Genomic DNA, 15,849 nt, shown 5'->3' with positions numbered 1-15,849 from the left:
AGGACCTGACCCCACTAGAGGAGCTGGTCGAGGAGGGCGGCCATCGTGAAGTCGTTTCGCGTGAGCCCGCCCGCCGCGTGCGTCGTGAGGGAGACCGCGACCTTGTTCCAGGAGAGCGTCAGCACGGGGTGGTGCCCCTGCTCCTCCGCCAACGCCGCGGCGAGGTCGACGAAATATGCCGCATCGCGGTAGTCGCCGAATGCGTAGTCGCGGACGAGCCGCGTTCCCTCGACGATCCCCCATCCCGGCATGCCCGCCGCGAGGGAGGCGGCCTCCCCCGGCGGCAGCGGTTGGACGCCGCCCTCGCACGGGACGCACCGGGGGGCGGGCGCCGCCTTCGACGGATCGCCGGGCGACTTCAACACCTCTCGGAGGGCGGCGAGCGCCTCGTCGTAGTCCGGCGGGGACGCGATCTCGGGCACCACCTGGAGGTAGCGCAGGACGCCGCCTGCGTCCACGATGAGCACGGCGCGCGCCAGGAGATTCAGCTCCTTGACGAGCAGGCCGTAGTTCAGGCCGAATGAGGAGTGGAGGTAGTCGGAGAGCAGCTGTACGTTCGCGATCTCGAACGTCTCGCAGAAACGATGCTGGGCGAACGGGAGGTCCTTGCTGATCCCGACGACCGCCACCCCGACGCCGAGCTCCGCCGCGCGCGCGTTGAACTCCTTCACCTGGAGGTCGCAGACCGGGGTGTCGATCGAGGGGAACGAGGTGATCACCTTCACCTTCCCCCGGAAGTCGGAGAGGCGCATCTCCTTGAGCTCCTTCGTCGTCGCGCGGAATTCCGGCGCCGCGTCGCCGGTCCGCACCGTCCGCCCGGCCAGCGTGAGCGGCGACCCCTTGAACAACACCCTTCTCCCTTGCATCCCGGCGCCTCCTTTCTTGCGACCCGTCCGCCTCGATTGTCAGCCTGAAACCGCCTCCGCCCCCTCCCGCACCAGGAACGCCGCGATGACCAGCCCCGCCGCCGGGTCCGCCCACCAGAGCCCCCAGAGGTAGTTGAGCCCGAGCCCGGCGAGGAGCGCCGCCGAGAGGAACGCACAGGCGAGCGTCTCCTTGGAGTCGGCGACGAGGCTGCCCATCCCCATTTTCACGCCGAGGCGGCGCTTGGCCCAGAAGAGCGCGGGCATCGTGACGAGTGACACCGCCGCGATGATGACGCCCAGGACGGTCCGCCCGGCGGCCTCGCCCGAGAGGAGCGACGCCCCCGACTCGTACAGCACGTACGCGGCGAGGATGAAGAAGGTCGCCCCGATCAGCCGGAGCGCCTTCCGCTCCACGCGTTCCTCCTCTTCCCCGCCCCCCGCGGCCGCCCGCCGCAGCCGCCATATCATCACGCACCCCGAGAGCGACTCCACCGCGCTGTCCAGGCCGAACCCGACAAGGGCGACGCTTCCCGCGGCGGCGCCCGCCAGGACCGACACGATCCCCTCGAGAAGATTGTAGCCGACGGTGAGGTACGAGAGGAGAAGGGCTTTCCTGCGAAGGTCGTGCATCGGGTCCGGGTGCCCGTGAGACGCCCGCCGGGGGGACGAGAGACTACTGCACCTCGACGGAGGTGACGTCCTTGATCGACGAGAGAGAGAAGAAGACCTTGTCCATCGTCTCCCCGGCGGGGATGCTCGCCACCGCCTCGATCTCGATCTCGTGACGCTCGAGGTTCTTGGAGAGGCTCATCGTCTTCAAGGTGCTGTGGAACCCCTGGACGACATTCTTCACCTCGTCCACCACGCCGTAGCGGTCCTTCGCCCTGACCGTGATGATCTTGGGGACGAGGTTCCCCATGTACCGTTTCTCCAGCCTGTCGAGGACCTGGAGCACCGCGAACAGGAGCGCGGTCGCGACGAGGGCGGGGATGAAGTGGCCGGCGCCCGCGGCGAGACCGACGACGGCGATGGTCCAGAGGGAGGCGGCGGTCGTGAGCCCGCGCACATTCGTGCCGTAGCGGAGGATCGCCCCCGCGCCGAGGAAACCGATCCCCGAGAGAACCTGCGCCGCGAGGCGGGCGGGGTCGCCGTTGGGGACGAGCGGGCGGAACTGCATCGCGAGGTTGATGGAGACGCACATCGCGAGGCAGGAGCCGATGGAGAGGATGACGTGCGTGCGGAGCCCCGCCGGCTGGTTATGACGCTCGCGCTCGAAGCCGACCACGCCGCCGAACAGGGCGGATGCCAGCATCCGCACGACGATATCCAAGGGGGTGAGCATCGCCGCACTCCTCGAACCCGAAAGACGGAGCCGCCCGAGGCACGCCGCGAGAGGGCGGGGCCGCCCGCCTTCGGTAATGGTCGGGGCGGTGGGATTTGAACCCACGGCCTCAGCGTCCCGAACGCTGCGCGCTAGCCAGCTGCGCTACGCCCCGATATGCCCCCGCGCGCCGCGCGGGGAACGGAATCCCCGCCCGCGCTACACACAGATCTTGATGACCAGGAACCCGCCGATCAGCAGTATAACAAAAAGGAAGGAGAGGAGGTTGAAATAACGGTCTATGAACCTCTGTATGGGCGGCCCGAACCAGAACAGGAGGCCGGCGACGAGGAAGAAGCGCATCCCCCTCCCCAGCATCGAAATGACCATGAATCCGGGGATATTCATATGAAACGCCCCGGAGGCGATGGTGAACACCTTGTACGGGATCGGCGTCAACGCGGCGATGAAGACGATCCAGTAGTCGTACCGGCTGTACCATTCCATCACCTGCCGGTAATACTCCTGGGCGTGGTAGAAGGCGATGATCCTCTGCCCCACCGTGTCCATCAGCCAGTAGCCGATCCCGTAGCCCGTGAGGCCGCCCAGGATGCTGGCGATCGTGCAGAGCAGGGCGTATTGGAACCAGCGCCTCCTCGCCCCCATCACGAGGGCGATGAGGAGCACGTCGGGGGGCACCGGAAAGAAGGAGGATTCCGAGAATGCGAGGAGGAAGAGCGCCGGCGCGGCGTAGGGCGTGTCGGCCCAGTGCAGCACCCAGTCGTACAGGCGTCTCAACCAGCGCATCGTGCCCTCCTCTCCTATTCCCGTCCCCGGCTCCCGACAAGGCGCCGGCTATCCGTTCCATCCGTGCTCGCCCACCAGCGGCACGAACACGCAACCGCAGACCCGCTGCTCCGCCAGCGCCGCGCCCTCCCTGCGCACCACGAGGAGCTCCTGCGCCCAGCGGCCCCCCACCGGGATGACCAGACGCCCCCCTTCCGCGAGCTGCTCGGTCAGCGGCTCGGGGATCTTCGGGGAGCCCGCCGTCACGACGATGCCGCCGTACGGAGCGGACGGGGGGAAGCCCCGCGTGCCGTCCCCGACGACGAAACGGACGTTAGTATACCCCAACCTCCCCAGCAACGCCTCGGCTTTTTCCGAGAGCGGCGCGATGCGCTCGACCGTGACGACCTCCGCCGCGAGGCGGGCGAGTATCGCCGCCTGGTAGCCGCAGCCGGTCCCGATCTCCAGCACGCGCTCGCTTCCCTCGAGCGCGAGGCACTGCGTCATCAGGGCGACCATGTACGGCTGGGAGATGGTCTGCCCCTCGCCGATGGGCAGGGGATGGTCCGCGTAGGCCCCGTTTCGGCGCGAGGCCCCGACGAACAGGTGCCGCGGGACGAGGCGGAACGCCTCCAGCACCCTCGGGTCTCGAATCCCCCTGCGCGCGAGCTGCTGTGCGACCATCAGCTCGCGCTCGCGTGCAAAGCCCGTTTCGTCCATACCCGTTTGCACCATAGTTATCCACAGCCCCAGGGCACACTTAAGTGTGCCTTAAGGTTGTAATGATTCTCATCCCCGGGACATAATCGCGTGTGCCCCGGGAAAAGGGGCTTCACCGGGGCCTTCGCAGGTGGCGCGCCACCAGGCGGAAGAACCTCGCCGTGTCGACGAACGGATTGATCTTGCTCTTTTCGGCCCCGTAGATCGTGCGCACCGGCACCGACACGATGCGGCACCCGGCGCGCCCCGCCTCGATCAGCATCTCCGACTCGGTGTCGAAACGCGACGTGGCGAACCCCATCCGCCTGAACGCCCGTTCGTTGATCAGCCGGAAGCCGCACTGGCTGTCGGGGATCCGCTGCCCCGCCAGCTTCGAGACGACGGCGGAGGTGAACCGGTTCGTCAAGTAGCGGACGAGCGGCATCCCCGTTGCGTTCTCCATCCTGTTCCCCACCACGATATCGGCCCCGGTCCGCTCCGCCGCCTCCAGGAAGAGGGGGATCTCCCCGGGGGCGTGCTGCCCGTCCGCGTCGAGGACGACGACCGCGTCGTACCCGTCGTCGAACGCGCGTCCCATCCCGGTCTTCAACGCGGCCCCCTTGCCCCGGTTCGCCGGATGGCGCAGCACCTCGGCGCCCGCCCGCCGCGCGGCGTCGGCGGTCCCGTCCGCCGAGCCGTCGTCCACGACGACGACCCCCGGGAGGCGCCCCCGCGCCTCCCGCACGACATCCCCGACCCGCGCCGCCTCGTTGAAGGCGGGTATCACCGCGCAGACGCGCATATCTTCGTTCCCGTCCGCCGCCGCGCCCGATTCCGGAAAACCGGAGACGGTCCGCGAGAAACGGCGTTCAGCCCCACACCTTGTAGAAGGCGAACCATTGCGCGGGGTAGCGCGAGATATACTCCTCGAAGCCGCGAGCCATCGCCTGGGCGATCGCCGCCACCTTCTCCGGCGCCGGGAGCGCCTCGTCCACCTCGATCGGCTCCTCGATCACCAGGCGGAAATGCCCCCCCGCCTCCTGCAGGCAGTACGCCGGCACGATCGGCGCCCCGGTGCGCGAGGCCATCTCCGCGGGCCCGCGCGGGATGGTGACCTCCCTGCCGAACAGCTTCACCCGGATGCCGTTCCCGTCGAGCGACCTGTCCGCCACGAAGGCGAGCATCTCCCCCTTCGCCAGAACCCTGAAGCAGCCGCGCGCCGCTTGCCCCGCGGGAAACGGGCGGATGTGCCCGGACTGCCGCAGCTCGGTGAAGAAGCGGTCGAGCCGCGGGTCGGGAAGCTTCATCGCCACCGCGCTGAGCGGCATCCCGAGGCACGCGGCCGCCGCGGCCCCCATCTCCCAGTTCCCGATGTGCGCCGTGACCGAGATGAGCCCCTTCCCCCGGGAGAACTCCTTCGTGAACCGGTCGAAATGCTCCACGCGGAGGAGGCCCGACTCGATGTCGTCCCGGACCCTGTAGACGCGCAGGAAATCCATGATATGGACGGCGAAGTTCTCGAACGTCTCCCGCGCGAGCCGGTTGATGCCGGCCCTGCCGCGCCGAGACCGCGTCTCGCGCCCCGTGCGGGCGAGCACGTGCGACAGGTTGGCGATCACCGCCCTGCGGGCGGCCGTGTCGAAGATGAAGCAGAGGTCCGCGACCCGCTTGCTGAACCAGACGCAGCACGGGCGCGGGAAGATCCGTATCCCCCACCAGGCGATCAGATACCCCAGATACAGGAGCATGCGGCCCCTCCGTCGATGCGGCACGCGCCTGTCGCCTGCCGCATCCTTCGCCGGCGCGTCGAGGCGTTCCGGTTCGCGGGAGGGGTTCACGCGAAGGCGCGCGCGGGATCCCTCGCGATCGCCCGCCGTGCCTCCCCCGTCGGGCGCGCCTCCATCCGCGCCGCCCCCTCCCGCACCCCCCTCGCCACCACGCGCGCCGCGTCCGGCCTGGCCATCTTCCTCGCCCGCTCCCCCATCAGGCGCAGGCGCGTTGCGTCGCGGGAGAGCGCGGCGGCTGCCTCCGCGGCCTCCGCGACCCCGCGCGCCTCGACGGCGGCGCCGCCGCGGCACAGATACCGCGCGTTGTGGCGCTCCTGCCCGGGGAGGGAGTCCACCAGGACCATCGGCAAACCGGAGGCGAGCGCCTCCGATGCGCTCATCCCGCCCGCCTTCCCGACGAGCAGGTCCGCGGCGGCCATCAGCAGGTCCATCCGCTCGACGTGCGGAAGGACGGTCACGCCGAGCCGTTTCAGTTCGCCGCGGCCGCTGAGGCGCCCGTAAAGCTCCCTGTTGTTCCCCGCCACGACCACGACCCTGCAGCCCCCTCCCCTCCTCGCCGTCTCAGCCGCGAGACGCTCGAGCGCGCCCCAGCCGCTCCATCCGCCCGCGACGAGGACGACCGGCGCGGAGGCGTCGAGGCCGAACGCCGCGCGGGCCTCGAGGCGGTCGCGCGGCCGGGCGAAGCGCGGGTGTATCGGGATGCCCGCCGCTTCGATCAGATCCTCGTCGATCCCCTGACGCGCGAGCGCCTCCTTCGCCTCCGCGGACGCGACGAAGTACCGGTTCACCCGACGGTAGACCCAGTACGGGGGGACGGAGAAGTCCGTCAGGACGCCGTAGAGGGGGACGGCCGCGTTGCGCCGCTCCTTGAAGTCGTGGACCATCCCGCAGGGGAACGACTGCGTGCAGACCACCGCGTCGGGTTGGTACTCCCGCAACGCGTCCTCGACGCCGCGCGACGCCAGCCGCCGCACCACGCTCCTGAACCTGTCGAAGCGCGGGTCGCTCCTGGGGTTCGTGTAGATCCCGTCCCACACCGAGGGGGTGCTCTTGACGATGCGGAAGAAGATCCCCGTGGCGATCTTCTCGATGATCCTGCTCGCGTAGGCGAAGAGGTTCAAGAGATCGACGGAGAGCGCCGGGTCGCAGTCGAGGAAGGCGTCGCGGAGGGCAAGCGCCGCGGCGTGGTGCCCCGAGTGCTCGAACCCGTAGAGGACGAGGATCTTCTTCATGGGCGTCAGCGGGAACGGGCCGATTATAGCACAGGCCCCGCGCTTCACGCGACGCCGTCGCGGGGAGGCGGAGAAGGACGCGCCTGGAGGAATGGCGGCGGAAACGAAGACGCGGCGGGGACGAATAACGTCGCTACTCCCTGCAACCGTAGGGGTTGCATACAACGTCTACGGGAGTGTCACCGTCACGATCTTCTGGGCCCAGAAGCCGTCGTAGAGACCGTACGGGCTCACCGGGTTCACGGGGGAGCCGGCGCGCGCCAGGCCCACGACCACCTTGTACGTCCCCTCGTACCCGAGCGGGATGGCGGGGACCGAGAAGAGCGTCCCCTTGTAGCCGCCCGCGGGGAGCATCACGTTCCGCGCGATGGGCGCCGCGGCGGTGCTGAGCGCGCACGGCGGCGGGCCGGTCAGGAACAGGATCTTCCCTCCCGGCATGAAGATCGCGCCCCACGCGTCGACGGCGATGGAGAGCGGGCTCACGGTGACGTCGAACCGGACCGGGCCGAACACCTTGGGGGCCGCGGGGACGACGTTCAGGGTGAGCGGAATCGGCGTCCGGGTCGGGGTGCGCGTGGGCGTGCGCGTGGGCGTGCGCGTCGGCGTCCGAGTGGGCGTGCGCGTCGGCGTCGGGGTAACCGTCGGCGTCGGGGTGACCATCGGCGTCGCCGTCGACGTCGGCACCGCGGTGGGGGTCGGCGTGGGGGCGATCCCGGGGAAGTCGAGACCCGCCAGGGACGTGTCCGCGATCGTCACGGACAATACGTCGAACGCGGCTCCCGGCGCCTTGGCCTCTATCGTGTAGTCGCCGGGGACGAGTCCGTAGATGACGTAGTAGCCGTTGGCGTCGGTCAAGGTGATCCTGTCGCCGTCCGCGTACGGGGCGGCGGGAACTCCCCGCGCCTCCACGCGGGCCCCCGGCACGCCGGCGCCCGAGACGTCCGTCACGCGCCCCGCGGCCATATAGGTTCGCGGCTCCGTCAGCTGGTTCGAGTAGTCGACGAGGCCCAGCCCGTCCGCGTCAGCCGCGTCCCAGATATAGTCGCCGATCACCGACCCGTCGTCGGCCACGAGCCACCAGTTGTATTGGGCGGAGATGCCCAGGGGGCAGTTGTTCGCCACGTTGTACTCCGCCCCGGGGTTCTGCGCGCCGAGGAACTCGTTCCCCCCGCTCTCCAGGCTGATCCCCAGCTGCACCGGGCCGCACCCGCCCGCCCGGTCGAGGCCGATGTTCCACCCTCCGAAGACGGTGGTGCTGAAGGCGCACGGCCCGGTGCTGCCCCAGGAGACCCCGGTCCCCTCGTAGTTCCCCCGGACGACGGCGGAATGCGCGGCCGAGAGTCTCGAGTCCCCCTCGGCGCCGATCCCCTTGCCGAGGAACGTCGTCGTGCGGGCGGCGAGCGAGGAGGAATCCTTCAGGGCGACCGGCGCGTCGAGGAGCGCGCTGAACAGCGCCGCGGCGGCGGAGGAGCCCGTGCAGACGACCCCCCCCGCGGCATCGACGGTCGAACCGATCAGGTTGAGCGAGGCGGCGTCCGCGAGCGCGATCGTTCCCGCGGAGACAAACGCCGAGTCCTTGACGGTGACGATCGAGTTGCCCGCGGCGGTCGACGCATCGGCCCCGGTGAGAAGGAGCGCGGTGAAGATGGGCGCGGCGGTCCCGCCCGCGGCGATCCCCGTCGCGCAGTCACGCACCTCGCAGGCGTCGAGGGCGGGCGCGCTGAAGCCGATCGAACTGCCCAGCGCGACGCCGGTGGCGCATTTTTGGGCGAGGAGGCGCTGAATCCACGGCCGCGGGTTCGCCGCGGTCGGAAGCTTCACGCTCGACTTGAAGTCGAGGCCGTAGACCGCGCCGGAGATCTCCGCGTGCCGCACCCACGCCGAGGCGGTCGAATCGGCGAAGACGACGCCGAGCCAATCCGACGCGTTGTTGTCCGCGGAGGCGAGGAGAACCGTGTCGGCCTCCGCGTCGCCGGGGACATTCAGGCGGCCGTAGACCAGTATCTCGGTCCTCTCCGTGTCCCAGCCGGTCCCGGTGGAGTCGCCGAGCGCAACCGTGACGACCGTCCCCGGTTCCAGCGTCAGCGTCCTGCCGGCGGGCACCACGATGTCGCCGGTGAGCAGCACCCCTCCCGCGATCGTCGTGTCGGCGGCGGGGTCGAGTCCCCCGGATCCGCCCGCCGTGAAGCCGTGCGTGAGCGCCCCCGTGCCCGTCGCGTTGGTCACCGCCACGTCATAACTCCCCACCCTCAAGCCCGCCGGCACAGTCGCCGTGATCTGCGTGTCGCTCACCACCGTCACGCTCGTGCAGGCCGTCCCGCCCACCGTCACACCCGTCGCGCCGGTGAAGTTAGACCCCTCGATCGTGATCGACGTCTCCTTGTCGTTCGTCCCGTCGGGCGGGGTCACGGACGCCGCCACCGGCGCCCCCACCGGCGCCGCATTCACCGTGAACGCGGCGAGCGTGCTGACGCCGCTCTGGCTCAGCGGGTTGACCACGGACAGGAAGTATGCCCCCGCCGGGAGACCCGACGGAACCTTCGCCAGGACCTTGGTCGAGGGCGAGTCCGGGTCCTGCGCCGCCTGGACGCAGCGATGCCACGCGCCGTCGAGGACGAGCTGGTAGCCGGAGGCCGCGGGGGGGATATCCCAGTCGCGGGCGACGGTGAGCGTGGTCTCCGTGTTCGAGACGATGCGCCGCTCCTGCCCCACGCCCGGCCCCAGCACGATCCGCACGATACCGTTCCGGAGCTGATCCACCTCCCATGCGGCGGCCGTGTCCGTCATCGTGTTCGAATCCGCCCCCGTCGAGGTCTCCTCGTCGAAGATCTGCTCCAGGCGGACGATGGGCGGGTAGACGAACATCGTGCCTTCTACCGTAACAGGCGTCGTGGCGTTCAGGAAACCGTTGGGGGGCGTCACCGACGTGATCGTCGGGATCCCCGGCACCGTGTAGGCATCCGGGAGCGTCGCTGTCGGGTTCTCATCGTGGTTGTCCACCGTGAGACCGTAGAGCCCCGGCTCCATCCCCGCGGGCACTGTCGCCACGATGCAGGTCGTGCTCACCACGCGGACGACCGGGCAGTCCATCGCCCCGACTTGCACCGTCGCGGAGGGCTGGAGATTCTCCCCCACCACGACGATCTCCGTGGGGGCGCCGGGAAGTCCCATCGGGGGGCTCACGCCGATCACGTTCAGCGGCGGCAGCGTCACGGTGAAACCGCCGGTTCGCTCGCCGCAGCGGATCGGCGCCCCCGGGCTGCACGGCGGGTTGCAGACCCGCACCGTGTACGCCCGCGGATCGAGGCCAGTCGGCACGTCCGCCGTGATCCGGGAGGTCGACACGAACGTCTCGTTGAGGCAGTCGGTCGCGACGCCCGTGTCGGGATTCACCAGGTAGACAGACGGGGTCTCCACGAAGGCGCTCCCGTCGATCGTGATCGTACAGACCTTGTTGCTTTCCTCCGACGCCGGCGTCACGCTCGTCACTGTCGGCGGCGGCGGGCCGTTCACCGTGAGTATGATGTCTGTGTTCGACCCCTGCCCGTCCGGGTTGAAGACCTGGACCGGCTGCTCCCCCTGGTCGCAGAGCGAGAGGAGATCCTCCGGGGCGATGCGGATCCAGATCGTCGTCGAGGTCGGCGCGGGATCGAAGTTGGGGTATTCCAAATTGTAGTACCCCGTGACGTCCCCAAAGTGCACCTCCGGCACGCCGAAGAAGTTCAGGCCGGTGATGACGAAGAGGCCGTCGTAATCCTTCGTCGGCAAGGCGGGGCTGATCGCGGACACCACCGGCGCGGGCGGATCGATGATCGTGAACGCCGGGCTCGCCTCGTCGAGGCCGAAGTCGGCCGCCTGCGTGTCCGGATTCGTCACGCGCACCCCGTACCCGCCGAGGGCGAAGCCCGCGGGGACGCTCGCGGTGATCGTCGTGGCGCCGACCGTCAGCACCGGGAGGTTGTTCGGCGCCTCCGCCGGGAGCGGCCCGACGAGCGCCGCGGTCGCCCCGGGGCGGAAGTTGAGGCCCGTGATCGTCACCTCCGTCGCCATCGGCCGGTACGCCCACTGCGTCCCGTAGGGGGCTTTCGCCACCCCGTCCGTCCGCCGGATGCCGTAGACCGCCGGAGGGGCGACGTCGGCCACCGTGTCCTGCCCGTTGATATCCGTGGGGTTGGTGAGGTCGATGGAGACGGGGAACGAGTCCGGCTCGAATCGGTATCCCTGTTTCTCGAAGCGCACGGTGTAGTCGCCGGGGAGGAGGCCGAAGATCGTGTAGCGGCCGTTCTCGTCCGTCATCGCCATCCGGTCGTTGTCCGTGTGCGGCGTCGCGTACTCGGCCACCACCTGCACCCGGTCCACACCCGTTTCCGAGGAGTCCAGGATGGTGCCCGACACCGAGTAGGTGCGCGGGGCGGCGAGGAAGCCCGCGTAGTCGATGAGGCCGAGCTCGGGGTCGTCGAGACCGTCGTAGAGATGGTTCCCGATGACCGTTTCGTCCGTCGTGAGCCACCAGTTATTCTGCGCTGTCATCTCGTCCGCGCAATCGTTCCAGACGTTGAACTCGGGATTCATCACGCCGAGGAACTCGTTCCAGCCGGGCGAGACGTCGCCGCCGAGGTCGACCGCGCCGCAGTCGCCCTCCCGCTTCACCCCCACGCCCCAGTCGTGGATCACCGAGTAGGAGAGGGCGCAGTCGCCCGCGCTCCCCCAGTCGATCCCCACACCCATCGGGTCGCCCTGCACGACGTTGGAGTAGTCGAACCGCGCCACCGCCGCCTTCTCGCCGCGCAGCCCCGCCGCCAGCTCCGTGTCCGGGAAGAGGAGGTGCGTCACCATCCTCGCCGTCAGCCGGGAGGAGTCCGAGAGCTCGACCGCTCCGTTCCCCAGCACCGAGAAGACGAGGTTCACCGTCGAGGCGTTCGCCTGCTCCCCCGTCCCCTTCGCCGGGCAGGAGATTGCCTTCGGGGCGTCCACGATCGAGGAGCCCTCGAGCGTCACGATCGCGTTCTCCCTCCCCTCCAGCCCCGTCCCGGCCACGTTCCTGAACAGCACCGTCGTGAAGATCGGCGCCGCCGTGCTCCGGGCCGTGATCCCGGTCTCCACCGTGTCGATCGTGCAGCCGTCGATCGCCGGGCAGGTGAACGCCTTCGAGCTATTGAGGGCGACGCCCGTGGCGCAGTTCGCCACGTAGATATCGTGCACCCACGGGCGCGGATCGTCCGCCGCCGGCACCGCGAGGTTCGACTCGAACGCGAGGCCGTACACCGCGTTCGTGAAGTCGGCGTGCTCGATCCACACCGACGCCGTCGTGTCGGAGAGGATCACGCCGAGCCAGTCCGACGCCGCCCCGCCGTTGGATGTCAGGGCCGCGCGCGCCGTCTCTTCGCCGAGGATCTCCAGCCGGCCGGAGACCTTGATCTCCCCGCGGGAACCGTCCCAGTTCCCGCTCGTGTCGTCGGAGAGGGCCTCGAACCTCAGCATCGACCCCGGCTCCACCGTCAGCGTCGAACCCGCGGGCACCACGAGGTCACCCGTCAGCAGCACCGTCCCCGCCAGCGTCGTCTGCCCCGCCGGCAGCGTTCCGGATCCGCCCGCCGTGAAGCCGTGCGTCAGCGCCCCCGTGCCCGTCGCGTTGGTCACCGCCACGTCATAGCTCCCCACGCGCAGGCCCGCCGGGACCGTCGCCGTGATCTGCGTGTCCGTCCACGTCAGAGGCGTGCAGACCGTGGGAGGCACCGTGTCCAGCGTCACGGTACCCATCACGTCTGTGAAACCCGAGCCCGTGATCGTGACCTCCGTCGCCGCGCCGTTGCTGCCCCGCGCCGGGTTCACGCCCGTCACCGTCGGCTCGTTCACGGGGGGCGCGGTCACCTCGTATGCCGCCGGAAGCTCGCCCGCTTTTTCGAGCGGGTTGGTCACCCGGATGCCGTACGTCCCCGGCTCGATCCCCGACGGCACGTTCGCCTCAAGCTGCGCCGACGAGACGAACCTCACGTCCGTGCAGCGCGTCGGCGGGTCGGTCAGTATCTCCACCTTCGGGATGTAGACGAAGTTGGCGCCGTGTACCGTGAGGGGGGTGGTCTTGTTCGCAGCCCCGCTCGTCGGGCCGCCGGAGGAGAGCGTCGGCACCCCCACCACCGTGTAGCCGTTCTCGAGCGTCGCCTGCTCGCCGTCCGCGTTGTCCACGATAAGGTTGTAGAGCCCCGGCATCATCGCCGGCACCGTCGCAAGGATGCAGGTCGAACTGACCACACGCACGTTCGTGCACTCCGTCCCCGGCGCGTCGCCGATTTTCACCGTGGGGATGTTCGGGTCCGTCTTGAAGTTCTCACCGACCACGATGATGTCCGTCTCCGCGTCGTCCTTCCCCATCGGCGGGCTCACGCCGTGCACGGCGAGGGGCGGCTCTTCGACCGTGTAGCCGTTCGGGAGGGTTCCGGTGCCGCCGTCGGGGTTTGTGACTACGACATCGTACGTGCCGGGCGTGATGCCGGTCGGGACCTGGGCCTCCAGGCGCCCGGCGTCGATCAGGGCCACGTTGAGGCAGAAGGTGGTCCCTATCCGCACCGAGGGGGTCGCGACGAAGTTGAGCCCCGTGATGATCACGTCCACGACCTTGTTGTTCGGGCCGCGGTCGGGGTCTATCTGGATATCGGCGGGCGCCGGCGGGCCGTTCACGGCGAGCGTCACGTTTTCGTTGGAGGTCTGCCCGTCGGGGTTCGTGACACGAACCGGCCATCTCCCTGGGGCGAGAGTGCCGGGGGAATAGTGCACCACGATGCGCCCGCCGTCGTCCAACACGGAGAGCGACGACCAGAGCGTCCCGCCGATCGCCACGCTGCAGCCGGTGATGAAGTCTGATCCGGTGATCGTCAGGTCGACGCTCTCGAAGGAGTTGATCTCCGCCGGCACTATCTCTGAGACGTGCGGGGGGGGCGGGGGCACGATCGTGAAACCGGGATTGTCGGTGTCCCCCCAGACGGCCTCCTGCGTGTCCGGGTTGACGACACGCACCACGTAGTCGCCCACGGCCAGCCCCGCGGGGAGCGTGGCGGTGAGGCGCGTGCCGGTGACCCAAACGACGTTCGAGCAGGGGATGTCGTCCGCGCCGGGGAGCGGCCCCCTGAGGTACACGGTGGCTCCGTCCCTGAAATTCAGGCCGTTGATGACAATATCGGTCGTCTCGCTCGCGAGGCCCCAGTTCGTCCTCCCGGGGAGGCCGTGCGCGTCGCCGTCGAGCCCGTCCGCACGGCCGACGCTCGTGATGCGCGGCGCCGGCAGCGTGGCGTCGAAATCCTGGTCGACGACATCGGACGGGTCCGCGACCGGGATGGAGACGGGGATTGCCGCCGGATCAAAGGTGTAGCCGAGCTTCGTCGGGGTCACGTTGTACTCGATCGCGTTGGGGGGCAGGCCGTAGATCGTGTAGTACCCCTCCTCGTCCGTGATGTCGGCCAGGACCGTGTGCCCCGCGAACTGCGCGCTGATGTCCACCTCGACGCGCACCCCTTCCACCGCCTCGTTCAGGTTGTCCACGACGATGCCGGAGACCGAGTAGGTGCGCCGCTTGTCCGGGTCGCGGTGCGGGTTCCACGTCGCCCTGCCGAGGTAGCCGTTTTCACTGCGGTCCCAGATGTAGCGGCTCACCACGTTGTCGTCCGTCGTGGCCCACCAGTTGTTCACCGCCCAGATGTCGAGCTGGTAGAGGGACGGGGGCTTGTTCGAACCCTGCTCCATCCGGATATTGAAATCGGTGGAGGGATTCTGCACGCCGTAGAATTCGTTTTCTCCCGCGCTGTAGGGGGCAGAATACGTCGGGGGCCAGTAGCCCGACGCGTCCGGGTCGCCGAGGTCGATGTTGTCGAAATCCGGGTTGGGCCAGAAGTAGTACAGATCTTCCTCCATCCAGTTCAGCGGCGGATCCTCAGAGAAGAAGAGCGCGTTGTTCGTCACCGGGTAGGAGGGGATGGAACCGATGGCCGTGATAACGCCGACGGGGGTTACGGTGTCGGGGTACTTGAACACCTCGATCCCCGGCTCGGCGCCGATACCGTAGAAATCGACGCTGTCGTCGATGAGGTAGTTGGACCCCCCGTCGTCGCACTCCCCGATCACCGGTTCAAGGGCGGTCACGCCGACGGGGTGGTAGATGCCCGCCTCGAGATCGATCGTGCCCCAGCGCGCCCAGACGTTGTTGGTAAAACCGCCGATGCGGGAGAACTGGACCTTGATGACGTCGAGGTTGTCGTCCCACTCGATGCCGTTCCCCCGGTCGCCGAGGCCGATGATATTGCAGTTGTCGAGCGTGGCCTTGCAGTAGGAGGGGACCTTGCTCTGTTCGAACTTCCTGGTCTCGTAGCCGACGACGCCGGAGGCGGTGCGCGCGACGGTGGTGTCGGTGAGCGAGACGTCGGCCCAACAGTCGATATCCACCGGCCCGGAGGCAAAGGCGCAGCCTGTGAAGACAGGGGTGCACCTCTCGGTCGCGTACACCGACCTGCCGGCGCCCTCGGCGCCCGGCACGAGCCCGGAGACGTTGCAGTTGGTGATCACGGGCGCGGAGACGTCCCAGCACTCGAAGCCGATGCTCGCGTTGACGACCGTGCAGTCGGTGATCGCCGGGGCGGAGTCGCTGTCGAAATACATCCCGACCGCGACGTCGTTGATGAGACAGTTCGACACCGCGGGGGCGTTCGCGCCCCCGGCGCAGGAGGTGAAGTTGATGCCGTAGACGCTCCGATCGATGTTGCAGTACTGGACCGTGCCGGTCGCGTTGACATCGGAGAAGATGATGCCGAACCAGCCCATCGCGGCGGTATCCCGCCCGGTGAGCACCACGAGGTTCTCGTCGGTCCCGAGTATGTTGAGGGTGCCGTAGACGATGATCTCGCACCGGTCGAAATCCCAGCCGTACTCCGTGTCGTCGCTCGGTTCGAACCTGACCTCCGTCCCCGCCTCGATGGTGAGCGTCGCGCCCTCCTCGATCGTCACGTCGCCGGTGACGAGGATCGGATTCATCGTCGAATCCCAGGTCTCGCTCCCCCAGATGGAGCCGGAGGTGGTCTGGGAGTGCGCCGCGAATGGGAACGACACGCAGATGGATGCCAGAGCCAGACACAGTGTAGAGCGCATTGCGGGTCCTCGGGTGCGGGTGAGAA

At 69.0% G+C, this 15,849-nt stretch carries 9 protein-coding genes and 1 tRNA gene; all 10 read right to left on the bottom strand.

The genetic code is table 11. The annotated features are described in order from the left end of the window. Positions 1-14 precede the first annotated feature (14 nt). On the bottom strand, positions 15-866 hold the full coding sequence (gene tpx, locus GXY35_00295) for a thiol peroxidase (GenBank protein ID NLW93041.1): 852 nt from the start codon (positions 864-866) through the stop codon (positions 15-17). Between the two features lie 39 nt (positions 867-905). Then, positions 906-1,496 (bottom strand): cation transporter, encoded by a 591-nt coding sequence (locus GXY35_00290; protein NLW93040.1) that lies wholly within the window; start codon positions 1,494-1,496, stop codon positions 906-908. Between the two features lie 43 nt (positions 1,497-1,539). Continuing rightward, a complete protein-coding gene (locus GXY35_00285) occupies positions 1,540-2,208 on the bottom strand; it encodes an MgtC/SapB family protein (GenBank protein ID NLW93039.1) in 669 nt (222 codons plus the stop codon). A gap of 77 nt (positions 2,209-2,285) precedes the next feature. After that, a tRNA-Pro gene (locus GXY35_00280) sits at positions 2,286-2,362 on the bottom strand. Between the two features lie 44 nt (positions 2,363-2,406). Beyond that, entirely contained in the window at positions 2,407-2,994 is a 588-nt protein-coding gene (locus tag GXY35_00275) for a DedA family protein (protein NLW93038.1), read from the bottom strand. A gap of 48 nt (positions 2,995-3,042) precedes the next feature. Continuing rightward, entirely contained in the window at positions 3,043-3,693 is a 651-nt protein-coding gene (locus GXY35_00270) for a protein-L-isoaspartate(D-aspartate) O-methyltransferase (protein NLW93037.1), read from the bottom strand. Between the two features lie 112 nt (positions 3,694-3,805). Next, positions 3,806-4,474, bottom strand: a complete 669-nt coding sequence (locus GXY35_00265; GenBank protein NLW93036.1) for a glycosyltransferase family 2 protein — start codon at positions 4,472-4,474, stop codon at positions 3,806-3,808. Between the two features lie 67 nt (positions 4,475-4,541). Further along, the gene (locus GXY35_00260; GenBank protein NLW93035.1) at positions 4,542-5,420 is read right to left on the bottom strand and encodes a lysophospholipid acyltransferase family protein; all 879 of its coding nucleotides are present in this window, start codon (positions 5,418-5,420) and stop codon (positions 4,542-4,544) included. 86 nt (positions 5,421-5,506) lie between these two features. Further along, positions 5,507-6,691 carry a hypothetical protein gene (locus GXY35_00255; protein ID NLW93034.1) on the bottom strand — a complete coding sequence of 395 codons (1,185 nt, stop codon included), beginning with the start codon at positions 6,689-6,691 and terminating at the stop codon, positions 5,507-5,509. Between the two features lie 168 nt (positions 6,692-6,859). Beyond that, complete coding sequence (locus tag GXY35_00250; protein ID NLW93033.1) at positions 6,860-15,823, bottom strand: hypothetical protein; 8,964 nt, start codon at positions 15,821-15,823, stop codon at positions 6,860-6,862. Positions 15,824-15,849 lie beyond the last annotated feature (26 nt).

This window comes from Chlamydiota bacterium (genome assembly GCA_012729785.1).
GTDB lineage: Bacteria > Auribacterota > Tritonobacteria > UBA1439 > UBA1439 > UBA1439.
The sequence above is the reverse complement of the archived record's forward strand: the minus strand, read 5'-3'. Positions and strand labels throughout refer to the sequence as shown.